The 24,505-nt window shown below is 70.7% G+C and carries 24 protein-coding genes; 9 read left to right on the top strand and 15 right to left on the bottom strand.

The window, feature by feature from the left end; translation table 11 throughout:
- Positions 1-113: 113 nt before the first annotated feature.
- On the bottom strand, positions 114-917 hold the full coding sequence (locus tag IW249_RS29530; protein ID WP_196923775.1) for an SDR family NAD(P)-dependent oxidoreductase: 804 nt from the start codon (positions 915-917) through the stop codon (positions 114-116).
- A 137-nt stretch (positions 918-1,054) separates the two neighbouring features.
- Between IW249_RS29530 and IW249_RS29525 the strand changes: the two genes are divergently transcribed.
- On the top strand, positions 1,055-1,981 hold the full coding sequence (locus tag IW249_RS29525; protein WP_196923774.1) for a LysR family transcriptional regulator: 927 nt from the start codon (positions 1,055-1,057) through the stop codon (positions 1,979-1,981).
- Between the two features lie 82 nt (positions 1,982-2,063).
- Here IW249_RS29525 and IW249_RS35090 read toward each other — a convergent pair whose 3' ends face one another.
- The gene (locus IW249_RS35090; RefSeq protein WP_307788749.1) at positions 2,064-2,672 is read right to left on the bottom strand and encodes a TetR/AcrR family transcriptional regulator; all 609 of its coding nucleotides are present in this window, start codon (positions 2,670-2,672) and stop codon (positions 2,064-2,066) included.
- A 115-nt stretch (positions 2,673-2,787) separates the two neighbouring features.
- On the opposite strand from IW249_RS35090, the gene IW249_RS29515 reads away from it, so the two are divergent.
- The gene (locus IW249_RS29515; protein WP_196923773.1) at positions 2,788-3,798 is read left to right on the top strand and encodes an aldo/keto reductase; all 1,011 of its coding nucleotides are present in this window, start codon (positions 2,788-2,790) and stop codon (positions 3,796-3,798) included.
- Positions 3,799-3,814: 16 nt separating this feature from the next.
- Here the strand turns inward: IW249_RS29515 and IW249_RS29510 are convergent, their stop codons facing one another.
- Both IW249_RS29510 and IW249_RS29505 read right to left on the bottom strand, forming a co-directional pair.
- Positions 3,815-4,642 carry a GNAT family N-acetyltransferase gene (locus IW249_RS29510; RefSeq protein ID WP_196923772.1) on the bottom strand — a complete coding sequence of 276 codons (828 nt, stop codon included), beginning with the start codon at positions 4,640-4,642 and terminating at the stop codon, positions 3,815-3,817.
- A 7-nt stretch (positions 4,643-4,649) separates the two neighbouring features.
- The gene (locus IW249_RS29505) at positions 4,650-6,221 is read right to left on the bottom strand and encodes a helix-turn-helix domain-containing protein (RefSeq protein ID WP_196923771.1); all 1,572 of its coding nucleotides are present in this window, start codon (positions 6,219-6,221) and stop codon (positions 4,650-4,652) included.
- A gap of 197 nt (positions 6,222-6,418) precedes the next feature.
- Between IW249_RS29505 and IW249_RS29500 the strand changes: the two genes are divergently transcribed.
- Positions 6,419-6,679, top strand: a complete 261-nt coding sequence (locus IW249_RS29500) for a hypothetical protein (protein WP_196923770.1) — start codon at positions 6,419-6,421, stop codon at positions 6,677-6,679.
- 13 nt (positions 6,680-6,692) lie between these two features.
- Positions 6,693-7,826, top strand: coding sequence for a cupin domain-containing protein (locus IW249_RS29495; protein ID WP_112588791.1), 1,134 nt, complete (start codon positions 6,693-6,695; stop codon positions 7,824-7,826).
- Between the two features lie 48 nt (positions 7,827-7,874).
- Here IW249_RS29495 and IW249_RS29490 read toward each other — a convergent pair whose 3' ends face one another.
- The 5 genes from IW249_RS29490 to IW249_RS29470 form a co-directional block, all read right to left on the bottom strand.
- A complete protein-coding gene (locus tag IW249_RS29490) occupies positions 7,875-9,350 on the bottom strand; it encodes a PepSY-associated TM helix domain-containing protein (protein WP_196923769.1) in 1,476 nt (491 codons plus the stop codon).
- Positions 9,351-9,496: 146 nt separating this feature from the next.
- Positions 9,497-10,087 (bottom strand): copper resistance CopC family protein, encoded by a 591-nt coding sequence (locus IW249_RS29485; protein WP_231392699.1) that lies wholly within the window; start codon positions 10,085-10,087, stop codon positions 9,497-9,499.
- Positions 10,084-11,298 carry a Dyp-type peroxidase gene (locus IW249_RS29480; RefSeq protein WP_196923768.1) on the bottom strand — a complete coding sequence of 405 codons (1,215 nt, stop codon included), beginning with the start codon at positions 11,296-11,298 and terminating at the stop codon, positions 10,084-10,086. The genes IW249_RS29485 and IW249_RS29480 overlap by 4 nt, the downstream gene beginning before the upstream one ends.
- Positions 11,299-11,321: 23 nt before the next feature.
- Positions 11,322-11,924, bottom strand: a complete 603-nt coding sequence (locus IW249_RS29475; protein ID WP_196923767.1) for a copper chaperone PCu(A)C — start codon at positions 11,922-11,924, stop codon at positions 11,322-11,324.
- 65 nt (positions 11,925-11,989) lie between these two features.
- The gene (locus IW249_RS29470; protein WP_196923766.1) at positions 11,990-13,927 is read right to left on the bottom strand and encodes a copper resistance CopC family protein; all 1,938 of its coding nucleotides are present in this window, start codon (positions 13,925-13,927) and stop codon (positions 11,990-11,992) included.
- A gap of 220 nt (positions 13,928-14,147) precedes the next feature.
- Here IW249_RS29470 and IW249_RS29465 point away from each other — a divergent pair, with 220 nt between their 5' ends.
- The gene (locus IW249_RS29465; protein WP_196923765.1) at positions 14,148-15,134 is read left to right on the top strand and encodes a zinc-dependent alcohol dehydrogenase family protein; all 987 of its coding nucleotides are present in this window, start codon (positions 14,148-14,150) and stop codon (positions 15,132-15,134) included.
- Between the two features lie 171 nt (positions 15,135-15,305).
- On the opposite strand, the gene IW249_RS29460 is transcribed toward IW249_RS29465, so the two are convergent.
- The gene (locus IW249_RS29460; protein WP_196923764.1) at positions 15,306-16,211 is read right to left on the bottom strand and encodes an oxidoreductase; all 906 of its coding nucleotides are present in this window, start codon (positions 16,209-16,211) and stop codon (positions 15,306-15,308) included.
- 131 nt (positions 16,212-16,342) lie between these two features.
- On the opposite strand from IW249_RS29460, the gene IW249_RS29455 reads away from it, so the two are divergent.
- The gene (locus IW249_RS29455; protein WP_196923763.1) at positions 16,343-17,269 is read left to right on the top strand and encodes a helix-turn-helix transcriptional regulator; all 927 of its coding nucleotides are present in this window, start codon (positions 16,343-16,345) and stop codon (positions 17,267-17,269) included.
- An 86-nt stretch (positions 17,270-17,355) separates the two neighbouring features.
- Complete coding sequence (locus tag IW249_RS29450; protein WP_196923762.1) at positions 17,356-17,883, top strand: GNAT family N-acetyltransferase; 528 nt, start codon at positions 17,356-17,358, stop codon at positions 17,881-17,883.
- Between the two features lie 155 nt (positions 17,884-18,038).
- On the opposite strand, the gene IW249_RS29445 is transcribed toward IW249_RS29450, so the two are convergent.
- Positions 18,039-18,953 (bottom strand): AEC family transporter, encoded by a 915-nt coding sequence (locus tag IW249_RS29445; RefSeq protein ID WP_196923761.1) that lies wholly within the window; start codon positions 18,951-18,953, stop codon positions 18,039-18,041.
- A gap of 382 nt (positions 18,954-19,335) precedes the next feature.
- On the opposite strand from IW249_RS29445, the gene IW249_RS29440 reads away from it, so the two are divergent.
- Positions 19,336-20,334, top strand: coding sequence for a GNAT family N-acetyltransferase (locus IW249_RS29440; RefSeq protein ID WP_196923760.1), 999 nt, complete (start codon positions 19,336-19,338; stop codon positions 20,332-20,334).
- A gap of 109 nt (positions 20,335-20,443) precedes the next feature.
- Complete coding sequence (locus IW249_RS29435; protein ID WP_231392698.1) at positions 20,444-20,953, top strand: signal peptidase II; 510 nt, start codon at positions 20,444-20,446, stop codon at positions 20,951-20,953.
- Here IW249_RS29435 and IW249_RS29430 read toward each other — a convergent pair.
- From IW249_RS29430 to IW249_RS29415, 4 genes are read right to left on the bottom strand one after another with little or no spacing between them, the layout of a single operon-like run.
- On the bottom strand, positions 20,942-21,544 hold the full coding sequence (locus IW249_RS29430) for a LutC/YkgG family protein (protein WP_196923759.1): 603 nt from the start codon (positions 21,542-21,544) through the stop codon (positions 20,942-20,944). The genes IW249_RS29435 and IW249_RS29430 overlap by 12 nt on opposite strands.
- Positions 21,541-22,986, bottom strand: coding sequence for a LutB/LldF family L-lactate oxidation iron-sulfur protein (locus IW249_RS29425; RefSeq protein ID WP_196923758.1), 1,446 nt, complete (start codon positions 22,984-22,986; stop codon positions 21,541-21,543). Before IW249_RS29425 ends, IW249_RS29430 begins: the two co-directional genes overlap by 4 nt.
- Positions 22,983-23,693 (bottom strand): (Fe-S)-binding protein, encoded by a 711-nt coding sequence (locus tag IW249_RS29420; RefSeq protein ID WP_196923757.1) that lies wholly within the window; start codon positions 23,691-23,693, stop codon positions 22,983-22,985. Before IW249_RS29420 ends, IW249_RS29425 begins: the two co-directional genes overlap by 4 nt.
- A gap of 28 nt (positions 23,694-23,721) precedes the next feature.
- Positions 23,722-24,441 (bottom strand): GntR family transcriptional regulator, encoded by a 720-nt coding sequence (locus IW249_RS29415; protein WP_196923756.1) that lies wholly within the window; start codon positions 24,439-24,441, stop codon positions 23,722-23,724.
- Between the last annotated feature and the right edge of the window lie 64 nt (positions 24,442-24,505).

Below are 24,505 nucleotides of genomic sequence, written 5' to 3'. Positions count from 1 at the left end.
GCTGCTCCGGGGTTGGTGGTCCGGCTCGATGCCCCTGCGCGGCAGGGGCCGGCGCACGGCGCGAGCGCCACCGGCGGATGCCGGTGGCGCTCGCAGGTGGCCGTGATCGCATGTCAGCGGGCGAGGCCGCCGTCGGCCATGATCGTCTGACCGGTGACGAAGGCCGCGTCGTCGCTGGTGAGGAACGCGATGGTCCCGACCAGGTCGTCCGGCTGGCCGCTGCGCTTGATCGCCTGGGCCTGGGCGACCGCCGCGAGGGTTTCCGGCGGGTGGACCTCCCGCACGCCCGGGGTAATCGTCAGGGTCGGGCCGACCGCGTTCACGGTGATACCGAAGGGGGCGAGGTCGTTGGCCAGACCCCGGCTGAACCCGATGTTGCCCATCTTGCTCGCCATGTAGTGCGACAGACCAGGAGCCGCGGTGACGATCGAGTTCGAGGTCAGGTTCACGATCCGACCCCAACCACCCTTCTTCATTCCTGGCAGAACGGCCTTGACCATCAGGAACTGCGAGTCGAGGTTGACCGTGAGCACCCGCCGCCACTTGTCGTAGTCGAGCTCCTCAATGTCCCAGAACGGGAAGATACCGGCGTTGTTCACCAGGATGTCCACCCGGCCAAACCGGCGGATGACCTCGGCGCCGACCGCCGCTGTCTGCTCCGGATCGGAGACGTCGGCCGTGAGACCAATCGCCGTGTGGCCACTACTGGTGAGCAGGTCCACCGTCTCTGCCGGGCTCTTCAGGTCGACCGCGACGACCGTCGCGCCGGCATCGGCGAGACGCTTCGCGATGGCCTGACCGATACCCCGGCCTGCACCGGTAACGACAGCCACCCGGCCTTCATGCGTGGCAAAAACAGACATGGTAAGACTCCTTTGTCTTCGACTTCTTGTGCTCCGGTGCCCCGTCTCGGGCACGTATCCACTGCGATCCGGTGTCGTGGCGGAGCGATGACGGTCATGCCATCGACAACAGGAGAGCTGGTCAGAACCTATTCAGGTCCGGCAGACATGGTTGAGATGGTGCGCATCTCTGCAGGAGATAATGTGCGTGTGTGGAACTGCGAAACCTGCGGCACTTCGTCGCCCTCGCTGAGGAACGGAGCTTCACCCGCGCGGCCGCACGAGAGCTGATCGTGCAGTCCGGGCTGTCCACGTCGATCCGGGCGCTGGAGAGGGATGTCGGGGCGCCGCTGTTCGTACGGGGGACCCGGCCGGTGCGGCTGACCGCAGCGGGTGACGCACTCGTCGGAGCGGCTCGGCGCGCACTGGAGGCGGCGGCCGCAGCCCGGCAGGTCGTCCAGGACGTCGAAGGCACACTCTCGGGACGGCTACGAATCGGAACCATCAACAGTGTCGGGCACACCCTGCCCTTCAACGCCTGGCTGGCCGAATTCGCCCACACCTACCCAGGAGTCACCATCGTCGTCACACAGGATGCGACGCTACGGATGCTGGAGATGGTGCGAAGCGGTGAGTTGGACTGCGCGCTGCTCTCGGCCCCGCAGACCAGCGGATTGTCCGCCATCCAGATGATCTCCGATCCAGTGGTGCTGGCCTGCTCCAATGATCATCCGCTGGCGGGTGACAGTACGGTCCGGCTGTCCGACCTGGACGGCGAACGATTCGTGGACACGCCCGTCAACTGGGCGGTCCGGGTGTTGGTCGACGAGGCGTTCCAGGCCGCGAACCTCTCGCGGCGGATCGTCTGTGAGGTCAACGAGTGGACGAGCGTGCTCGACCTGGTCAACGCCGGCGTCGGCGTGTCCCTGGTCCCCGCCGGCTTGGACTTTGGGCACTATCGACGTCAGCTCGGCATCCGGCTGATCCCGCTCGCCGACGTGCGGATGGAGCGCCGCCTGGACTTCGTGTTCCCCACGGGGGAGGCGATCAGCCCCGCCACGCGCCGCTTCGCCGAGTTGCTCAAGCGTCGGTGCCCGCCCGACCCGGGGGAGGGGCCCGCCGGAGGTCAAGGGGACTGACCCACCTCGGGGTCCCCGGAAAGGCGCCCGTAGGGTCCGGTCGATCCGTGGCATGGGCCCCCGGGGCGTCACCGCCGGCCGGTCAGCGCAGTCCGCGGATGAGGTTGTCGACCAGGGTGCGGGCGAAGTCCTCGGTGAGCGGCAGGTCGGCGATGAGGAGCCGGTGGTAGCAGGCGCCCCAGAGTTGGTCGACGACGGATTCGGGATCGATGTCGGCGCGTAGCTGCCCCCGGGCCATGGCCCGGGTGAGGGTTTCGACGGCGAGGGCCCGACGGGGGCCGGAGTAGCGCTCGCGGTAGGCAGCGGCCAGTTCCGGGTCGGTCTGGGCCTGCCCGATGAGCTGGCTGATGACCCGACCGGCGGTGGTGTCCCGCACCAGGTGGACGAAGGCGACGAGCTGGTTGGTCAGGTCGGCGACGATGTCGGCGGTGTCGGGGAAGGCCAGGGTGGGCGCGACGACTGTGAAGTAGCCGTCCAGGGCGAGCGCGCCCTTGGACGGCCACCACTTGTAGATGGTCATCCGGCTGGCTCCGGCGCGGGCCGCGACCTTCTCGATGGTGAAGCCGGCCATGCCCTCGGCCAGCAGGAGTTCACCGGCGGCCGTGAGGATCTCCGCGCGTACCTGGTCGGCGGGGCGACGGCCGCGACCGCGTCGTGCTGGCGTCTGGGCATCCGGCGTGAGCTCGGCCACTGGTCCTCCGGTTATATGGACACGCTGTCTACTTGCTGGTTATATGGACACAGCGTACACAGCGGTGCCCGGACACCACGACGCACCGCGACGACGACCGAAGGAGACGAGCGACATGACGGGTCTACGACGGCGACGGTTGGGTGCCTCCGGGCCGGAGGTGTCGACCATCGGGCTCGGCGCCATGGGCATGTCCGACCTGTACGGGCCGGCCGACGAGGCGGAGAGCGTCGCGACGTTGCATGCGGCGATCGACGCCGGTGTGAACCTGATCGACACCGCGGACTTCTACGGATCGGGTCACAACGAGCTGCTGATCGGCCGGGTGCTGCGCGAGCGTCGCCGCGACGAGGTGGTGCTCAGCGTGAAGTTCGGCGCACGCCGGACACCCGACGGCGGCTTCCAGGCGGCACCGTACGACGTGTCGGCGGCGGCGGTGAAGGACCGGCTGGCGTACTCGCTGCGACGGTTGGGCACCGACCACATCGACATCTACCGGCCGTCGCGGCTGAACCCGCAGGTGCCGATCGAGGAGACCGTGGGCGCGCTGCTCGAGATGCAGCAGGCCGGCTACATCCGGCACATCGGGCTCTCCGAGGTGGGCGCGGACAGCATCCGCAGGGCCGCTGCGGTGGCGCCGATCAGCGACGTCCAGATCGAGTACTCGCTGCTCTCCCGGGGCCCGGAGGCCACCATCCTGCCGGCGCTGCGGGAGTTGGGCATCGGGCTGACCGCCTACGGGGTGCTGTCCCGGGGTCTGCTCAGTGGCCACTGGTCTGCCGACCGTGCGCTGACCGGCACGGACTTCCGGGCGAACAGCCCACGGTTCCAGGGCGAGCACCTGGCCGCGAACCTGCGCCTGGTGGACGCGCTCGGCCGGGTGGCGCAGCGGCTGGGGGCGACGACGAGTCAGGTGGCGATCGCCTGGGTGGCGGCGCAGGGCGAACAGGTCGTGCCGTTGGTCGGGGCGCGGCGACGCGACCGGCTGGCCGAGTCCCTGGCCGCTGTCGATGTGGTGCTCGACCAGGACGCGTTGAACGAGATCGAACGTGCCGTGCCGGCCGGCGCCGCCTCCGGCCAGCGGTACGCGACCGCGATGATGGCCCTGCTCGACAGCGAGAAGTGAACCCCGGCGGGTGGGTTCAGGACGCTGCTCGCCAGACCCAGTTGCGGCGTTCGTAGAGCGGCACCAGCCCAGCCCGGCGCATGTTGTTCAGCGACGGGTTCTGCTGGCCGGGCGCGGGCTTTCCGGTCTCGGCGAACAGCCACCGGCATCCCGCCTCGGCCGCGGCTCGGGCGCGGGCGGCGATCAGCGCCGACTGCGCCCCGAGGCCGCGGTGACCGGAGGCCGTCGCGGCGGCGTTGAGCGACGCGGCGTCGTCGTGCAGGAACAGGTTGCCGCCCGCCACCAGGTCGCCGTCGTCCCAGGCGGCGTACGGTCGCCACGCCGGCCGGCCGACCGTCGCGGCCAGCATGTCGGTGAGCCCACCGGTCGGCATGCCGAACCCGGTGAGCAGCACGTCGGCCCAGCGCCGCGCCTCGGCCGCCGGCACGGGGGCGACGCGAAGGCGGGTCTGCGCCGGGGCGACGTCCTCGGGTCGGGCGGCGAGCTTGATCCAGGTGCTTCCCGGCTCAAGCCCGCGCGCGGCGGCGACCTCGTCGAAGCCCGCGGGCAGCACCGACGGGACAAGCTGGAGCACTGCCTGGTCGACGCCCCGCTCCCGGTAGAAGTCGAGGACGCGATCCAGGACCTGCACGGTGAACGGCTCGGTGGTGCCGAAGCCGAGGGCCTTGCTCCAGTACCCGCCAGAGGGATCGTTGCGCATGGCGAGGGCGACACCGCCGCCGACGCGGGTGGTCGCGATCCCGAGATCGGTGTACGTGGGCCCGGGCGCCTGCGACTCGTAGGAGTACATGAATTCGCACTCCACGGCCTCGGCGAGCGGGGTCAGGTCGGCTGGCGCGGTCATCGGCTGATTATCGTCTGGTCCGTTCCCAGGCCCGCACCAACTGCATCCGATTGTGAATGCCCAGCTTGTGGTATATGGAGCGGAGTTGGGTGTCCACGGTGTGGAAGGAGACGAAGAGGCTCCTGGCCGCCTCCTTCTTCGTGGCGCCGGAGGCGAGCATCTCGGCCACCCGCTCCTCGGCGGGGGTGAGCGCGCCGATGCCCTGGCTCGGCTGCTCGTCGATCGACGGCCGGCGCTGTGGGCGGGCGGCGAGGTCGGCGTAGCGCCGGTCCGCGATCGCCTGGTCACCAGGGGCGCCGATCCGGGCGTAGAGGGCAGCCGCCTCGTGCGCGGCATCGCGCGCCTCCCCGGTTCGCGCCCGGGGGTTGTTCGCGAGGTCGAGCAACGCGTCGGCCAGCGCCGGCCGGGCTGCGGTGGTGCGCAGCTGGTCCACCGCCGACCGGAGGGCGTCCGGGTCGCCGTCGCGCAACCCCCGGCTCTGGTCGGCCAGCGCGTGCCACAGCGGCACCGGCGTACGGGTGGACACCAGCTCGACCAGTTCGGTGACCCGGCGGGCGGCCCGGACGTCGCCTGCGGCCACCGCCGCGCGTACCAGTCGGGGGCCGAAGTGCGGCACGGGCAGGAGCGACCGGACCGACCGGTGCAGGTCGGCGACGACAGTGGTGAGCAGGCCGGCCGGCTCGCTGAAGGCGCTGTCGCGCACCGCCACACAGAACGCGAACGTCCACATCGTACGGTCGGGCCATCGGTCCTCGGCGAGGCTGGCGCGGAGGATGGCGCGCGCGTCGTCGTGTTCGCCACGGCGGTAGCGGACCTCGCCGATCACCGCGACCAACAGGGCACGAACCTCCCTACTGAGGTCCGCCGAGCCGGAGCTGAGCGTCGTGACGGCCAGAGCGGCCGCCTCGGGCAGCTCTCCCACCGCCACCATGCGCAGGCAGTCCAGCGCGGTCAGCCCGGTGAGTGAGACGTCGGGCGCCTGGCGGGTCGCGGCCTGCGCGTCCTGGTGCCGGCCCAGGCCGAGCTGCACGAGGATCCGTTCCGCCCGGATGGACGGGGCGTCGGCGCGTGCCGCCCAGGAGTCCGGGTCCAGGGCCGCCAGCACAGCCTGGGCGCCCGGCAGATCACCGTGCGCGAGCGAGCGGGCGGCTCGGCCGAGGGCGAGGTGGCGAGCGGATGCCTGAGTACCCGAAGCGGCGTGCGCGGTGCCAGCGTCGCGGAGCAGGGCATCGGTGTCCGGATGCCCCGTGCGGGCCGCGATCGTGGCGACCAGCGCGAGCAGGGTGCCGCGGCTGCCGGCGTCCAATCGGAGGTTCAGCGCCTCCCGGAGGCCGGCGAGGGCGATGGTCGGCTGCTCCAGTGCCACGATCTGCGCCAGCCGCCCGAGCAGGTGGGCGCGGTGGCGCTCGCCGTCGCGACTCGTGGCGATCTCCGCCGCCAGGACGTGGAGCGCCTCCATCCCGCGTCCGGCCAGCCGGAGCTGGTCCGCCGTGGCGAACAGCCGATGCCGTCGTTGCTCGGCGTCGGTGGTGAAGCCGTCGGCCGGAAGCGTTCCGGCGTTGAAGGGTGATTCGGACAATGGCGTTCTCCCCGGTTGGTACCAGGCGCGTCGAAATGCCGTCCTGCGACCGAGCCTAGCCATGCCGGCAGGTACGGGCGACTGGATGGACGAACCGGCGGGATTGCGCCGAATGCCCCCGCCGTCCGGGATTTGACCTGCGGTAATGGCGCGATCACGTGATGCGACGTGCGGTGTTCGACGCCGATCATCGAACCATGGCCCAGCTCACCGAACTTCCCGGTCTGCGTCGACTCCGGGTCGTACTGCTGATGTTCGTCCTCTACGCCGGCACCGGGGCCGGCGGTCACGCTCCGGCGTGGACCCGCCTGGTGCTGATGGCGATCGCGGCGGCGGTTCCGGTAGCGATCGCGGTCCAGTACGGCTGGCCCGGAGTGCGTGCCCTGCTGGGGATCACGTCCCGGCTGCGGCTGCGAGGCGGATCCGTTCCCGCACCCAGTCCGATCCAACCCGAGTGAGGAGACAGCGACCATGGCGAACAGCGATCCCGAGCCGCGGCGCGGCGACCAGGGCGCCGCGCCCTTCGCGGGCCGTAACGTCGAGCTCGAGCGGCAGAACCCGGACCTCCTGGTTCCACCGACGACCGACAGTCGGCTGGTTCCCAACCTCAAGTTCTCGTTCTCGCAGGCGCACACCCGGGTGGAGAAGGGCGGCTGGACCCGGGAGGTCACCAGCCGCGACCTTCCGATCGCCAGTCAGTTGTCCGGCGTCCAGTTCGGTCTCGAGCCCGGCGCGTACCGGGAGATCCACTGGCACCAGCAGTCGGAGTGGGCGTACATGCTCAGCGGCAGCTGCCGGATCAGCGCCGTCGACCACGAGGGCCGCAACTTCATCGAGGACGTGAAGGCGGGCGATCTGTGGTTCTTTCCGCAGGGTGTGCCGCACAACATCCAGGCGTTGGAAGACGGCGCGCAGTTCCTGTTGGTCTTCGACGACGGCGCGTTCTCGGAGAACAACACGTTCCTGCTCAGCGACTTCTTCGCCCACACGCCTCGACACGTCCTTGCCAAGAACTTCGGCTGGACGCTGGAACAGATGGAGAACCTGCCCGAGCGGGAGAAGTACATCTTCCAGGGCGACGTCCCGCCGCCCCTGCAACAGGACCGGGTGGTCAGCCCGACCGGCGACATCCCCCGAAGCTTCAAACACCGGATGCTCGCGCAGACCCCACAGCGTTTCCGCGGCGGAACAGTCCGGATCACCGACTCGACCAACTTCGCCGCCTCGGTGACCACCGCCGCGGCCCTGGTGGAGGTCGAGCCGGGAGGGATGCGCGAGCTCCACTGGCATCCCACCACCGACGAGTGGCAGTACTACATCTCCGGCACCGGGCGGATGGGTGTCTTCGCCTCGCAGGCCGCGGCTCGGACGTTCGACTTCCAGGCCGGCGACGTGGGTTACGTCCCGTTCGCGTACGGCCACTACATCGAGAACACCGGCGACGAGCCACTGGTGTTCCTGGAGATGTTCCGCCATCCCCGGTTCGAGGACATCTCGGTGATGCAGTGGATGGCCAACACCCCCCACGAGGTCATCGCCGACACGATCAACGTGCAGAAGTCGATAGTCGACAGCCTGCCGAACACCAAACAGGTGGTCATCTGAGCGAGGCGTCCGGCCGTCCGCCGGAGGACGGACGGCCGGATCGGTGGATCAGCTCCCCGCGGGTGCCGGGGAGGTGGGAGCCGCGGCAGGTCGTCGGCGTCGAGACACCGCACCCACCACCACGTCGATGACGAGGAAGGCGATCACTGTGAGCCCGAACAGGGGCAGCGCCCAGCCGATGGCCACGGTCACCGGTACGCCGATCAGCAGCGCCCAGAGCGGCAGGCCGCGTACGCCGCCTCGGGCTGGCGGGGTGCCGGCGATCGCCCGGCGGTCGGCGCGGGTGGGTCGGCGTTGCCACCACATGCGGTAGCCCCAGAAGATGACGCAGAGCAGGCCGAGGGCGAGCGCGGCGAGCAGGATCTGGTTGACCAGGCCGAAGAGGATTCCCATGTGGGCCTGGATGCCGAGGCCGCTCATTTTGGCCAGCAGCGGCCAGTCGGCGAAGTCGCTGCGGGCGGTGACCGTGTCGGAGGCCGGGTCGACGGCGATGCGGTCCTTCCTGACCGGCCAGGTGTTGTCGACCTGCGTGACGGTCCAGGCGGAGCCCGGCTCCGGCGCGGGGGTGATCTCGACCGGCCCGGAGAGGCCCGCGCCGCGAGCGACAGCCAGGACCCGATCGAAGGCCGCCGACTCGACGACGCCGCCCGCCCCGGCGGCACCGTGCTCATGGCCCCCACCGGTCTCGGCAGGGGCGGGAGGACCGGCGGTGAGGCTGGTGGAGATCTCCGGAGTGCGGGCGTTCAGCGCGTCGAGGCCGGCGGCGAAGTTCGCGCCGGCGTACCGGGACCAGGTCAGGCCGGTGACCGAGAGGAAGAGCAGGCCGACTGTGAGCCAGATGCCCGTGGTGGCATGCCATCCCCGGGTACGGCGGACACCCTTGCCGGTGGACAGGTCCGGCACGAACAGGTGCCGGGCGGCGGCTCGGGCGGCGCTGCGTCGACGCCACCAGAGGATGACCCCGCCGAGCGCCATCACCCACAGCCAGCTCGCGGCCAGCTCGGAATAGTGCTCGCCCACAGTGCCCAGGTGCAGGTGGCGGTGCAGGTCGTCCAGCCAGGTGGTGGCCGGCGTGGACCCGAACCAGGTGGTGAGCTGCCCCTGGGACTCGCCGGTGTACGGGTTGATGTAGACGGTGTGCTGGTTCTCGCCGAGTTCGGGAAGGGAGAACACCACAGTGGTGCTCCGGTCGCCGTCGCCGGGTTGCACTGTGGTGATGCTGCCGTCGGGGTGCGCGTTGCGCGCGGCGCCGATCTGCTCGGCCAGTGGTAGCTGACGGTCACCCGCCTGGGCGACGGTCAGTTGGTCGCCGTAGAGGATCGAGTCGAGTTGCGGGGTTGTGGTGTAGGCCAGGCCGGTCAGTGCGGCGACCACCAGGAACGGGGCGACGAGGATGCCGACGTAGAAGTGCAGCCGCAGCAGCAGCGCGCCGAACGGTGACGTGCGCCGGGCCGGCGGGGCCGGTTTCTCAGCGGTCGTGGCGGGCTCCGGCGTCGGCGTGCCGGACAGTTCGGTGAGAGACATGGTGATCCGATCGGAAGAGTCGGGAAGCACGAAGGTGTCTCCCGTACTGGTCTGGTCGCCCGGTGAGGTGTCGCGTCGGCCCTGACTGGTAGTCGGGGGAGAGACGCCGGTGGTTCCCCGGGAGACGGCAGGTCGGGTCCCCGACGTCAGGGCTGGTCGGGTCGGGCCGCCCGCCGCCACAGCAGCCCAGCCGTCGCCAGAACGAGGAGGGCCAGTGCAGCACCCGCGACGAGGACACCGGCGCTCGGACCGCCACCGGACTTCGCGGCCGCAGCGGATGGGGGCGGCCCCGACGCGCTGACGTTGGCGACCGGCGCGGCGCTGGACGTCGGATCGGCCACAGTGAACGGATACGACCCCTGCACCGGGTGCCCGTCGACGGAGACGACCCGGTAGGCGACCGTGTACGTCCCGTTCGGCAGGGTGTCGGTCACCTGGACCGTGCTCTTCGCTCCGGTGACCACAGGTGCGCCGGTGGGAAGCTTCCGCTTGGCGGCGTCGGTGAGCACGATCGTGGTGAACGCGGGGTCGAGCCGCTGCATGAATTCGAGCGTGACGGCGGTCGGTGCGCTCGGCAGCGTCGCGTCCTGAGCGGGCACTGCCGTCTTGAGCGAGTTGTGCGCCCAGGCCGGGCTGGCCGGGATGAGCACCGCCACGAGGACGGCCAGCACCGCCGCGCCGAGCCGGACAGCGGTGGGCCGGGACGACGGTGCGGTCATGACGGTTGGCGTGGTCATCCCAGCACCTGCTCGCCGATCCACCCGCCCGGTTGACATCCGGGCGGGATGGCGAAGACGGCGGAGCCGATCGGCGTGGTCCATTCGTTGAGCAGGTCCCGGTCGGCCAGCCGGCGCTGAATGGGCAGGAACTGCCGGGCGATGTCGGCCTGGTACGAGGTGAAGATCAATCCGCTGTCGGCGTGACCCTCGGCTGTCGGCACCCCGTCGTAGTTGTAGGGCCGGCGCAGGATCTTCAGCCGGTCGTCGGTGACGTGCGCGCGGGTCAGGTGAGAGAAGTCGGGGATGACGGTGAGGCCGTCGGCGTCGGTGGCGGCGAAGTCGGGTTCGTCGTGTTCGGCGGTGCCGGTGAGCGGGGCGCCGGTGTCGAGCCGCCGCCCGACGGCGAGTTCACGGTCGGTCCGGCCGAGCAGGTCCCAGGTTTCCATGTTCATGCTGATCCGCCGGACCACCACTGTGGTGCTGTCGCGCAGCCACGCCGGGCCGTCCGGGACCCAGAGGGCGGTGTCCATGGGCGCGCCGGGTCGGGGGTTGGCGGTGCCGTCGAGCTGACCGAACAGGTTGCGCTGGGTGTGGCCGCCCGGCTCGACGCCCGGGCTGCGCCGGAAGCCCTGCTGGACCCACCGCACTGTGGCGAACGGTCGGCTGTCCTTGATCAGGACCCGCTGGGCATGGGCGACGGAGATCGCGTCGTCGGCGCAGATCTGCAGCAGCAGGTCACCGCCGGACCAGGCCGGCTGGAGCCGGTCGATGCGGAACGACGGCAGGTCGCTGACCGATGCTGGCCGGCGGTCGTCGACGCCGGCCGCCCGGTAGAGGCCGGGCCCGAAGCCGAAGGTCACTGTCAACCGTGCCGGCAGCAGCCCGAGTTCGGCCTCGGTGTCGGCCAGCGCGGGCCGGCCCTGGGTGAGCCGGGCGGCGTCGTCGGTGAGCAACCGCAACATCCGACCCAGCGCGGCCCGGTCGACGCCGGCCCGCACTGTGAGCGCCACGAACGAGGCGTGCGCCTGCGGTTCGGTGGCCACCCCGGCCTGTCGAGCACCGTGGAACGGCTCGACCAGCCCGCCGACGGTCGCCGCCAGCGTCGTGTCGGCAGCGGTCGCCGACGGCGGCTTGGTCCTCCCCACACGGGTGGCGGCGATCGCGGCGCCGCCGGCCAGGGCCCCGCCGGCCGCCAAGGCTCCGCCGGTGAGAAGGCCACGCCTGCTCACCGGCCGGACGGGTGGCGTCTGCGTCACGACGCCGGGCTCATGCTCATCTCCGGCGTGGCGCTCGTGCCGGTCATCGGCTCGACGTGCCCGGGGGCGTAGCTCTCCTGCGCGCCGGTGAACGGCTTGGCCACGGCGCGGAACTGCTGGGTCCTGCCGTCGGCGAAGGTCAGGGTGAAGGCCAACTCGTCGCCGGCCTGGACGGGCTTGGTGAGGTTCATCAGCATGAGGTGGTCGCCGCCGGGCTCCAGGGCGTGCGTGCCCTTGGCCTTGATCACGATGCCGCCCTGCTTCTGCTGCATGACCATCTTGCCGTCCTTCATGGTCATCTCGTGCAGCTCCATCGGCGACAGGGAGGTCGTCGCACCAGTCACCGTGACATCGCTGTCGCCGTCGTTGACCAGGGTCCCGAAGGCCGCCGTCATGCCCTTGTCGGCCGCCTTCACCCACGGGTCACGAATGCCGAGCACACCAGCGTCCGGGTTGGCCGAGGCCGACGCGGGCGGGCCCGCCTGCGCTGTCGACGGAGAGTCGGACGAGCCGCAACCGGCGACACCCACAGTCAGGATCGCGGCGGCGAGGATGGCGGCCGACCGGCGGCGTGAAGCGTTCGGGCTGGTGGTGCGCATGTGTTCTTCCTCCGATGGTTGCTGCTGGGAGGGTGGTCGGCCGCAGCTCGGAGAAAGTTCCGGACTCAGGAGATGTTGATCGTGAACTCCCCGGTGTGCACCTTGCCGGCGACCTGGAAGTCGAAGAAGGCCCGGTACCGCCCCGAACTCGGCGCGGTCAGCCAGAACTTGACGGTTCCGTCGACCAACTCCGGCTCCGGGTGCACGTGCACGTAGCCGAGGTCGCCCTCACGAACCACGACCAGGTGCCCGTACGCGCCCAGGTACGGCTCCAACTGCGCCGGTCTGGTCGGATCGGCGCTCACCTGGAAGTGCATCGGCGCCGTCACCCCCACCGTCGGGGTGCCGGTCATCGACACCGCGTACGGACCAGCCGTCGCCTGCGCCTGCGCCGGCGGCAGCGCGGTCGGGCTGTGCGCGCCGGGCACGGTGTGGTCGACGCCCAGCACGAGTGGCTGCTGCTTGCCGTCAGCTGTGGTGACGGAGAAGTCGGCGTAGACGCGGTAGCCTCCGGGTCGGGCCAGCGTCAGGGGAACACTCCAGGTGCCGTCGGGTGCCATCGTCGGATGTAGATGCTGGTAGCCGGACAGGTCGCGGCCCACCACGATCATGTGCAACGGCTTGTCGTGGACGACCGCGAAGCGTGTCGCCGCCTGCCGGTCGGTCCCGACGATCCGGAACCGGTAGTCCGCCCGTACGCCAGGCGATTGGGACCGCTCCAGTGGTTGCAGGGCGTACCCACCGGCGCTGACCGTCGTCCCTGTTGCCAGCGCCTGCCCCGTCCCGCCGTCACCCGGATGTGTGTGCGGACCCGTACCGGCCGGGTGTTGGTGCCCGTCGATCGCGGAGCCCACCTGCCCCGAGGCGGGCGGTCCACCGGCTGACGGTCGTGCGTCGCCGGTCGCCGGGCTCTCGTCGGCGGTGGCGATACGAGCCAATCCGAAGCCGGACAGCAGGGCCACCACCAGCCCACCGACGAACAGCGTCAGGTGGGCGTTGCTCAGCCGCGACCCCGGTGTGCCGGCGGCGGCGTCCACGTCGGGCCGCGGTTCGGAGTCGAGAGCGTCCGTCGACGCACCGTCCGTCGTGGCGACGGTCCGTGCGGACGCTACGGTTCTGGGTCGCTGCTTGCCCCCGGCGGCGGGCGCGCCGACACCGCCGCCGGTCCTGGCGCCGACGGTCTTGTTCGTGGAACGGGGACCGGCGCCGCGGCGGGCGGGCGTCGCATGCGAGGTACGGCCCCGGCCGGTGGGTTTGCCGGTGCGAGCAGGTCGGCGACGCCAGCCGACGAACCCGGCCAACCCCACGGCCACCACGATCGCCACCGCCCAGCCGGTCCAGGCCCGTGCTCCGGGGCCGCTCTCACCGGTCGACTCGGCTGGCGGAGCCGCCGCGGCCGTCGGGGTCGACGGGTCGGCGGGCGTGGTCGGCACCGCCGAACCCTGCGCGGACGTCTGGTGCTGCTCGGTGGCGGCCAGCAGCGCCGGGTCCGGCTGGGTCGACGGCGGGGTCCACCCCTGCGGTGCCGCCGTCACCGGTCCGTTGTAGCGGAACGTCATAGTGCCCCGCACGGCGTCGCCGTCGGACGCCATCGACAGGTAGCTCACCGAATACTGGCCCTTGGCGGGCAGATGCGCGACGGCCACGACCGCCGGGAATCCCGTCATGTACTCGCGTGGCTCGAACTGCCCGTTGACCAGGAAGTACTCACGCACCGGCTTGGCGAGCGGCTTCGGTTCCCCGTACGACCAGCCGTTGTCGACCCGGGTGCCGCCGGGGGCGGTGATGGTGAAGTACGCGTTGGCGGCGGCCTTCTCGGTGAAGAACAGCCGCACCGCCGTCACCGGCTCGCGCACCGTGGCGCCCCCCGCCGGTGTGGACTCGGCGAGGGTCCCGTGAGCTGCGGCGGGCTGAGCGGGTGCGAGCAGAGCGACCGCCGAGGCGAGGAGGAGCGCGAGGAGGCCCGAGACCATCCGCCCAGGAATCTGAGGGTGACGACGCATCTGAATATCCTCACTGTGCCGAGACTTTTTACAAGAGGTGACGATCTTTTTCCTCAGACGGCAAAAGCCGATCAGCCGTGACCGGTGGCATCCGGGTGGTCGGCCGGGCCGGCCAAAAGTTCCGGCGGGCGTCCGTGCGGGTCACCGAGGAAGCCACCCCGGCCGGCAATCAGGTCCGATAGCGTCCACGTGACGTCTCGACCACGGAGAGTGTGAATCCATGCGTGCTGCGCTGCTGCGGGAGTTCGACGTTCCGCTGACGATCGAGGAGATCGATCAACCGACTCCCGAGGCGGGGCAGGTGCTGGTGCGGGTCGGCGCCAGCGGGGTCAACCCGCTCGACACGAAGATCCAGGCAGGTAAGGCCGCGCACGCGCGCGTCCAGCTGCCCGCGGTGCTCGGCCTGGACCTTGCCGGTGTCGTTGCGGCGGTCGGCGCGGACGTGACCGGCTTCGAGCCGGGGGACGAGGTGTACGGGCTGTGCGGGGGCGTCGGCGACCTGCAGGGCTCGCTGGCCGAGTACGCCGCCGTGGACGCCCGGTTGCTGGCCCACAAGCCGAGGAGCCTCTCGATGCGGGAGGCCGCCGCGTTGCCACTGGCGGCGATCACCTCCTGGGAAGGGCTGGTCGACCGGGCCGGGGTCCGCGCCGGGCAGAAGGTGCTGGTGCACGGCGGCGCCGGAGGCGTCGGGTACGTGGGTGTGCAACTCGCCCAGGCGCGCGGCGCCGAGGCGTACGCCACCGGGGGGCCGGCGAGCATGCGGGTGATCGAGAGCCTGGGCGCCGTGCCGATCGACTACACAGTGAGCAAGGTCGAGGAGTACGTCGAGAGGTACACCGGCGGCGAGGGGTTCGACATCGTCATGGACAACGTCGGTGGCGCGACGCTCGACGCCTCGTTCGCGGCGGTGCGCACCTACCACGGGCACGTCGTCAGCGCGCTGGGCTGGGGCTCACACTCGCTCGCTCCGCTATCGTTCCGTGGCGCGACGTACTCCGGCGTGTTCACTCTGCTGCCGATGCTCACCGGGCGGGGCCGCGAACACCACGGCACCATCCTGCGCGAGATCGCGGCGCTGGCCGACGCCGGCGCGCTGCGCCCCCGACTGGACGAACGCAGGTTCACGCTCGACACGGTCATGGACGCCCACCACGTGGTCGTCGGCGGCACCGCCGAGGGCAAGGTCGTCGTGGACGTCGCCGGTTGAGCCGACGATGATCAACACCGACGTCGAGCGGTGCGGTGTGACCTCCCAGTAGATGTCGAAGTGGTCAGGCTTTGCTGTTCCGGGGATGGCTGGTGCTGGCCGGCGTCTCCAGGTGCGGCGGCTGATCGCGACGCTGCGGATTGCCACCGGCCAGCCGGTGACCGTCGTAGGTCAGAGGTAGTTGACGCCGGTCAGACCCGCGGCTGCCGCCCACAGCCGCGTGCCGACGGCCGGGTCGGCGGCCTCCTGGCTGAGCCGGGCCTCGGTGACTCTGCCTCGCGTCTCCCAGAGCCCGGACGGGCCGAAGAACTGGCCACCCCGCACACCGGGCTCGGTCGCAGCGCGCAATTGCGGCAGCGCGCCCTGCGCCACCGGCTGGGTTGCCAGCAGGCCGGCCGACGCGATCAGTCGCCCGAATCGGCCACGGTCTTCCCAGGCACGCGGAGTCAGGTTGGTGCGGGTGAGACCCGGGTGGGCCAGGGCGCTTACGATCGGTGTTCCGGCGGCCCGCAGGCGGCGGTCCAATTCGATGCCGAAGATCGTGGTGGCGAGCTTGGACCGGCCGTAGGCGGTGGCCGCCCGATAGCCGTGTTCGAACATCAGGTCATTGAAGTCCAAGTGTGCGTTCTTGTGGGTGATCGAGCTGAGACTGACCACGCGGGCTTCCCGCGCCGCGGCCAGGTTGCCGAGCAGCAGGCCGGTCAGTGCGAAGTGGCCCAACATGTTGGTGGCGAGGTGCAGTTCGAATCCGTCGGCGGAGGTGCGACGTGGGCCAAGCAGCACCACGCCGGCGTTGTTGACCAGCAGGTCGATCGCCGGGTGGTCGCCAGCCAGCTTCGCCGCGAAGGTCCGCACGGAGGAGAGGGAGGCCAGGTCCAGCTCACGTACCTCGACGTCGCCACCGATCCGGCGGGCGGCCTCCTCGCCGGCGGGAGTGTGACGAACGGCGAGCACGACGTGGGCGCCGTGGCTGGCCAGTTCGGTGGCGGTGACCAGGCCGAGGCCCGAGTTCGCGCCGGTCACGACGGCAACCCGGCCGTGCTGGTCGGGGATGTGGTCGGTGGTCCATCCGGTCATCTGCTGCTCCTGGAGGTGTCGGTGCGCTGGCCCATCGACGTTAGGAGCGATCCCGATGGGTTCAGTCGTTCTCGGTTGCCTAGGTCTGAGCGACCTACCTTCGGCGGTCCGGGCCGCTGCACACTTGCGGCATGAACAGCCTTCATCCGTATGCTCGTGAGCTCGGCGACTTCCTACGCGCTCGGCGTAGTCGGCTGCGTCCGCACGACGTCGGCTTGGAGCCGGGCGGCCGGCGCAAGGTCACCGGGCTACGGCGCGAGGAGTTGGCCCTGCTGGCCGGGCTGAGCACTGACTACTACCAGCGGATCGAACAGGGCCGGGAGGTACGCCCGTCCGACGACGTCCTGGACGCGCTTGCCGGCGCGCTCGGCCTCGACCACAAGGAACGCCGGCACCTGTTCACCCTGGCCCACGCTGCCCGCCGGTCGATGCCCGCCCGGGTGAACCGCGACCCGGAGCGGGTGCCGGAGGGCACACGGCGCCTGCTGCGGGTGATGGACACTCCTGCGGTCGTGCTCGGCCGGCATCTCGACCTGCTCGACTGGAACCCGATGGCGAAGGCGCTGCTCGGCGACCCGGACGCCTACCCTGCCGACCGGCTCAACATGCTCCTACTGCTGTTCGACGACACGCTGACCGGCGAGCGTAGCTGCCCGGACTGGGAGCAGCAGGCTCTGGACTACATCGGCATGATGCGCGCCGCCGTCGCCACCGACCCCACCCACCCACGCGCCGCCGCGATCGTTGGTGAGCTGAGCATCCGCAGCGCCCAGTTTCGGCGGCTGTGGGCCCAGCACGACGTACGTGAGTCGGTCAGCGGTACCAAGACCTTCCGGATTCCCGGTATAGGCGACACCGTCCTGGACTGGGACACCTACCCGCTACCGGGAAACCCCGGCTCCGTCATGCTCGTCTTCACCGCCGAGCCGGGCAGCGCCGACGCGGACCGGCTGCAGCTCCTGGCATCGTTGCACGCGACCCGCTCAGCGCTCACCAACGAGCGCCCCTCCCAGACGGTCTGGACCGCCGCCGGCCCCACCCCTAGCGGGACTTCATGATCGGATGCATGCTGAGGGGCCGAGTCCAACCTTGTCGGCCACGAGCCAGCAGGATAAATCGAGACCAGCAGATGGGACCAGAGGGCATGGACACCCCTGTGATGATCCGACAAGCCACGCTTGCAGATGTCGAGGGCATTGTCGAGGTGCACACTCAAGCGCGCACCGCCTACTACATCGCCGGAGGACTCAGCGCCGACGACCTCGCCGACCCGGCGCAGACGCAGCAACGCCATGACGGGTGGGCCCGCGCCATGCACTCACCGGCCCGGGTGGTGAAGTGCGCCGCTCAAGACGGCAAGATCGTCGGCATCCTGAGCATGGGACGCCCAAACTCGCCGACCATGGACGCCCGCACGGTGGGCCAGCTCTACCAGATCCACGTCATACCCAGCCATTGGGGCAACGGCATCGGCGCACGCCTGCACACCAGCTTCGTCGACTACCTCACGGACTCATCCCTGTCGACAGGGCTGCTCGAGGTGTGGGAACGCAACACCCGCGCACAGTCCTTCTACAGCAAACTCGGCTGGAAGCCCGACGGCGACCGCCGGCCCGGTCCAGATGGCAGCGACTACGTCTTCCTGCGCCTCGCCGCACCTGCCGCGCGCTGACCACCGCACTCAGCCATACGGTGGTCTGGACAATGGACAGACACTGAACCGGCTGCGTTTGTCGACGTCAAGCCCCTTCGTGAATGTCCAGAGCTAGCCGCGAGCGCCATGGTCGGCGTGGCTCACCATGATGCTGGACGAATCAGCTGACGGACCTACCCGAGCAGCGCCGCCGCCGCGGCCAGGGTGAACAGCGACAGCGTGGTGGTCACCACCACCGCCCGGTTGGCCACCGCCTCGCCGACGCCGTACTCCTGGCTGAAGATGAACGTGTTCTGCGCTGTCGGCAGGCCCGCGCACAGCACCACGGCGAGCAACTGCGGCGCGGACAGGTCCAAGGCCAGCCCGGCCGCGTACGCGATGACCGGCTGTGCGACGAGCTTCAGCGCGGTGATCACGGCCAGCGCGACCGGCTCGGCCCGCGACGGCACCGTGCGGTGCATCGACGCGCCGAGCGCGACCAGGGCGGCCGGTACCGCGGCGCCCGACAGCAGGGTGAGCGACGCGCCGGCCGTCGACGGGAGATGCAGGCCGGCAGCCGAGAACACGACACCGAGCAGCGACGCCAGGATCACAGGGTTGCGTACCGGCAGGGAGGCGATGCGGCGGACCCGTACTCGCCCGGCCGGGTCGCTGTGCCGGTCCAGGGCGACCAGGATCACGGGCGTCACCACCAGCACCTGAAGCAGCACCACCTCCGCCAGGAACGACACGTTGCCGAGAACCTGCGTGGCGATCGGGATGCCGAGGTTCGCCGAGTTCACGTACCCGGCGGCCATGCCCCAGATCGGCCGTTCGCCGGGCTCGCGACCGAACAGCCAGCTCGCGCCGACCCACCCGAACCCGACGACAGCGGCCGTGCTCACCCCAAAGGCGAGCAGCGAGCGGCCGGCGAACCCGGAAAGCGGCATCCGGGACAGGGCTAGGAACAGTGCGGCCGGCATCGCAAGATGGAACACGAACCGGCCGAGCACCGACGCCACCGCCTCGCCCAGCAGGCCCCAACGACAGGCCGCGTAGCCGACCGCGGTAAGGATCCAGATCGGTGCGAACGCCGACACCAAGCTCATACGGGCGTCACCGGCGGGCGGGCGTCGCGCCGGCTCAGGGACTGGCGGTTCCGTAACACTCCACCGCGCTTTCGCCGGTCTCCAGATACACCGACGCGTTCAAGGTGCGTACCAAGCCGCCGGGCAGCCGGGGTTGTCCACATGTACGTCGATCCGGAAGCCACGCGTCCAGCCTCGCATCCGTCGGGACCGAGAACATGGACCGGCAGTTCACGATCGGTCGGCGGCGCGGTGCGAGCCCGACCTAGGGGGAGCAGGTTGGGAGCAGCGGGGGCGTGTACGTCTTAACATCGAGAGCAGCGGTCCGTAGCGCGGGTGCGGCGGTCGTCGCGATGACCGGGCGTGCGGTCCTCCGCAGCGGTGGCACGGAGAAGGCGGGACAGTGGCGGTCGAGCAGTTCGGTTCATTGGCGCAGGCCGGCGTCACGATGCGGCGCTATGGGGGTGCCGATGACATTGCCGGCGTCCAGGCCGTCCGTGCCGAGGTGCACCGGGCCGACGGCGATCTCTGGCTGCCCGGTCCCGATACCAGCGACGACCCCAACGGCGTACACCCGTTCTGTCTGATCGCCCAAGCCGACTCAGGGCGAACTGTCGGCTTCACCTGGATGGACTGGTGGTCCGAAGTGGCCGACACCCGGGTCTACCTGCTGAGTGGATGTGTGGAACCAGCATGGCGCCGACGGGGCATCGGCAGCGCCATGCTGCGGTGGCAGGAGGCACAAGCCATCGAGTTCGACGGCAGCAGGCCGGTCGGCGGCCGAAGCGTCTTCGGCGCGAACGTGGGCGAGCACCAACCGGGCAATCTGGCACTGCTGACAGCTCACGGCTACCGGGTCGCGTTCACGGCCGTGGAAATGGCCCACGACCTGAACGGTCTACCGGACGGCGACATTCGGCTGCCGGAAGGGCTCACCCAGCGTCCGGTCGAGGCTGCCCACCACCCCCAGATCCACCAGGTGATCGAGGAGTGCTTCGCGGGAACACGCGACGGCTACCGGCCCAGGACCTACGAGGAGTACCTCCGCGACGTCCAGGACATCGACATCTGGTGCGTCGTCTGGGCGGGGAATTACATCGCGGCGGTCGTGGTGAACGAGTTGCAGGCCGACGGCAGCGCCCTGACGCCGTGGGTTGCCGTAGGCGCCGCGTGGCGCCGGCGGGGCGTCGGTCTGGCGGTGATGAGGCGCACGCTCCGCATTTTGGCGGAAGCGGGAGTTTCGACGGCCCGACTCAGCACGGTCGCGGAGAATCCGAACAACAGCGTTCGGTTGTATGAGATGGCGGGATACCGGGTGACCGCTTGGCAACCCCGTTACCGCAAACCAGTCGAGGCGTGCCGGCAGCTTGACCGGGCACTGCCTGCCCCGTTGCGAGAGTGAACCGGTCGGCGCGGGGAAGGCCATGCCAGGGACTGCTACGCGATGCTGGCCGTGCTCGGTGATCAGGCGTCGGTGGTGACGGTCGCCGGTGACCGGTTAGGGTTCCGGGATGTTCCGCGCCGTCGTGTTGATCGCTGCCGTGGTGCTCGCCGCGGATCAGCTCACCAAGTACTGGGCCGAGTCCGCGCTCTCCGGCGGGCAGACCATCACCGTTCTCGGTGACCTGCTGCAACTGCGACTCGTGTACAACCCGGGCGCCGCCTTCTCGATCGGGTCCGCGTACACCTGGATCTTCGCGGTGTTCGCGGCGGCGGCGGTGGTCGCGGTGACGGTCGTGGCGCGGCGGGTCACGTCGCGCGCCTGGGCTGTGGCGTTGGGCCTGGTGCTCGGCGGCGCGGCGACGCACCTGCTGGACCGCCTCTTCCGGGAGCCGGGGTTCGCCCGCGGGCACGTGGTGGACTTCATCGACTACGCCGGGTTCTTCGTCGGCAACGTCGCGGACATCGCCCTGGTGGTCGGCGTGGGCATCGTCATGCTGCTCAACGTGCGCGACATTCCGTTGCGCGCGACGGCGGGCGAGACCCGCACTGACGAGCAGGTGCCGTCGTCAGGCTCCTGAGCCGATCAGGACGACCTCCAGCCGGCGCGGGCCGTGCACTCCCTCGACGCGGTTGAGCTCGATGTCGCTGGTCGCGGACGGGCCGGAGATCCAGGTCTGTGGCGCGCGCGGGTCCAGCCGGGTCAGCGCCTCCGGCAGCAGACCGACGACCTGGTCGGTGCGGACGACGCAGATGTGCCGGTCGGGCACCAGGGTGAGCGCGCGCCGACCCTGTGCAGGGCCGGCGTCGAGGATGATGGTGCCGGTGTCGGCCACCGCCACGGCGCAGCCGGTCAGGACCGCGTCCAGGTCGTCGAGCGCGGCCGGTGACAGCGGGGGCGCGTCGCGGTGCAGCTCTCCGGCGTAGCCGGCCAGCCAGTCGGCGGGGACGTCGGTGGGGACGGCGAGCCGGTCGATCCCACTGAGCAGGCGGGGTAGGGCGTCGATGCCAGTGTGGACGACAGCCCGGTAGTCCTCCAGGCGGTCGACCAGGGCCGCGATCAGGTCGGCGCGGTCGTCGACCCGGCGGTACCGGCGGGGCACCTGCACCGGCGGCGGGCTGTCGGCCAGGGCCGTCCGCAGCCGCGCCAGGATCTCGTCACGTGCGCTCACTGCTTACCCCACCATTCCCGGAAGGTCTGCGGCGCGGGCAGCGGCAGGTCGCGCGACCGGGTCCACGCCGACGCGGGCCAGGGCAGTCGCCGCAGCGTCCGAGCGCCGGTGCGCCGCTCACGGTACGCCCCGAGCGGCCCCGCGCCGGTCCGGGCCAGGCGCAGGGCGGCCGCCCAGCGCCGGGGGCTGCGCATCACCCAGGCCAGGACGCGCATGGCGGCCCGTTCGGCCGGCGGGTGCGGTGCCTGCTGGCGGAGGTGGACCAGGATCTCTGGAATGTTGATCTTCACGGGGCACACGTCGTAGCAGGCGCCGCAGAGGGTCGACGCGTACGGCAGCGAGGCATTGTCAGCCACGCCGGTGAGCTGCGGCGACAGGATCGCCCCGATCGGCCCCGGATACACCGAGCCGTACGCGTGCCCGCCGGCCCGCTCGTACACCGGGCAGACGTTGAGGCACGCGGAGCAGCGGATGCAGGACAGCGCCGGCCGCCCGACCGGGTCGGCGAGCACCGCGGAGCGGCCATTGTCGACGAGCACGATGTGCACGTCCTGCGGGCCGTCGCCGGGGGTGACGCCGGTCCACATCGAGGTGTACGGGTTCATCCGCTCGCCGGTCGAGGATCGGGGCAGCAGTTGCAGGAAGACCTCCAGGTCGGTGAAGGTCGGCAGCAGCTTCTCGACGCCGACGACGCTGATCAGCGTCTCGGGGAGGGTGAGGCACATGCGGCCGTTGCCCTCGGACTCGACCACCACGAGCGTGCCGGTGTCGGCGACGGCGAAGTTGGCGCCGGAGACGGCGACCCGGGCCGAGAGGAAACGCCGTCGCAGGTGGGCGCGGGCCGCCTCGGCCAGCGCGGCCGGTTCGTCGCTCAGGTCGGCCGGCGCGTCGGCCATGCGACGCTGGAAGATCTCCCGGATCTGGGCCCGGTTGTAGTGGATCGCCGGCACCAGGATGTGCGAGGGGGTGTCGTCGCCGAGCTGCACGATCAGTTCCGCCAGGTCGGTCTCGTACGCGGCGATCCCGGCGGCCTCCAGCGCCTCGTTGAGCTCGATCTCCTGGGTCGCCATCGACTTGACCTTCACGACCTCGTCGGCCCCGGCGGCCCGGGTCAACGCGACAACGATCCGGCACGCCTCGGCCGCGTCGCGGGCCCAGTGCACTGTGGCGCCGGCGGCGGTGGCGGACGCCTCGAACTGCTCCAGGAGCTCCGGCAGGCGACGTTGGACGTCCGCCTTGATCGCCGAGCCGGCGTCCCGCAGGGCTTCCCAGTCGGGTACCTCGTCGACGACCCGGGCTCGCTTGGCGCGGATGGTGCGGGTGGCCCGGTGCAGGTTGGCCCGGAGTTGCGTGTCGGCGACGGCCGGCTTGGCGGCGGTGGGGAACGGCAGCGGCGTGCGGATCCGCCCGCTCCCGGTGGCGGGTGCGACCGGATGGCTCATGAGGCGGCTCCCGTCTCGGCGAGAATCTCGGCGTAGTGCACGGCCCGTACGCCAGAGCGGTGGCGGTCGAGGCCGCCGCCGATGTGCGCCAGGCAGGAGTTGTCGGCCGCGGCGAGCACCCGCGCGCCGGTGTCGCGGACCCGGGCGCACTTGTCGGTGAGCATCGCGGTGGAGACGTCCGGGTTCTTCAGGGCGAACGTGCCGCCGAAACCGCAGCACTCCTCGGCGTCGGCCAGCTCGACCAGCTTGATCCCGCGTACCTGGCGCAGCAGGGTCAGCGGCCGGTCGCCGAGGCGCAGCATCCGCAGGCCGTGGCAGGTGGGGTGGTAGGTGACCGTCTCCGGGAACTCGGCGCCGACGTCGGTGACGCCGAGGACGTCGACGAGCAGTTCGGACAGCTCGTACGTGCGGGCGGCCACCGAGGTGGCGGGCGGGTGCAGGCGCGGGTACTGGTCGCGGATCATCGCGGTGCACGACCCGGACGGCGCGACGATGGCGTCGTAGGAGTCGAAGACGTCGACGTAGTTGCGCACCATCGGCATGGCCTCGGCCCGGTAACCAGTGTTGGCGTGCATCTGCCCGCAACAGGTCTGGTCGGCCGGAAAGTCGACGGTGTGGCCGAGTCGCCGCAGGATGCGGGTGACAGCGATGCCGGTGGCCGGGAACGCGAGGTCGTTGACGCAGGTGATGAAGAGGGCGATCCGCATGGCGGCTCCTCGGATCTGTGGGGGTGGGTCACGCCGAGTCGCGCGGTGTTCCGGGGGTGGGGAGCTGGTCGAAGGCGGGCAGGTGGCGCTCCCGGGCGGCGCTGAGGTGGGCGCGCATCGCCTGGGTGGCGGCTGCCGCGTCGCCCGCGACGATGGCGGCGGCGATGCGCTGGTGCTCGGTGTTGGTGTCGGGCGCGCCGGCGACCGGGAAGTACAGCCGGTGCAGGTGCAGGTGTGAGTGCAGCCGCGTGATGGTGTCCCGCAGCAGGGGGCTGCCGGAGACCTCGGCGATCAGGTCGTGGAACTTCGCGTCCAGCGCGGTGAAGGCGGCGTGTCGGCGATAGCCGTCGCCGGCCTCCACGTCGATGCTCGCCGCCGCCTCGATGCTGATCCGTTGGCGCGCTTCGGCGGAGGCGTGCGTGGCGGCCCGTCCGGCGGTGGCGCCCTCCAGCAGTTGGCGGACGTCGAACAGGTCGTCGAACTCGGCGCGGCTCAGCAGCGGTGTGGTGGTGTAGCCGGAGAGCGGGCGTTTACGGACCAGGCCGTCGGCCTCCAGCCGGGCGAGGGCCTCGCGGACCGGGGTGGGGGAGACGTCCAGCTCCCGGGCGAGCGCGTCGATGTTGACCCGTTCGCCGGGGGGAAGGATGTGGTCCATGACGAGCGTCTTTATCGACTCGTAGACGTCCTCGGTGAGGGTGAGTCGACGGGCGGGACGGAGTCGACCCTCGCGAGGTTCCTGCTGGGCCATCTCGTCTCCTCAGCAACCCCTTGACTGTGCCGGTGTGAGCGAGTACACACTAGCAAAGCAACAT

It is taken from the genome of Micromonospora vinacea (assembly GCF_015751785.1).
Taxonomy (GTDB): domain Bacteria; phylum Actinomycetota; class Actinomycetes; order Mycobacteriales; family Micromonosporaceae; genus Micromonospora; species Micromonospora vinacea.
This window is presented reverse-complemented; position numbering and strand designations above follow the sequence as displayed.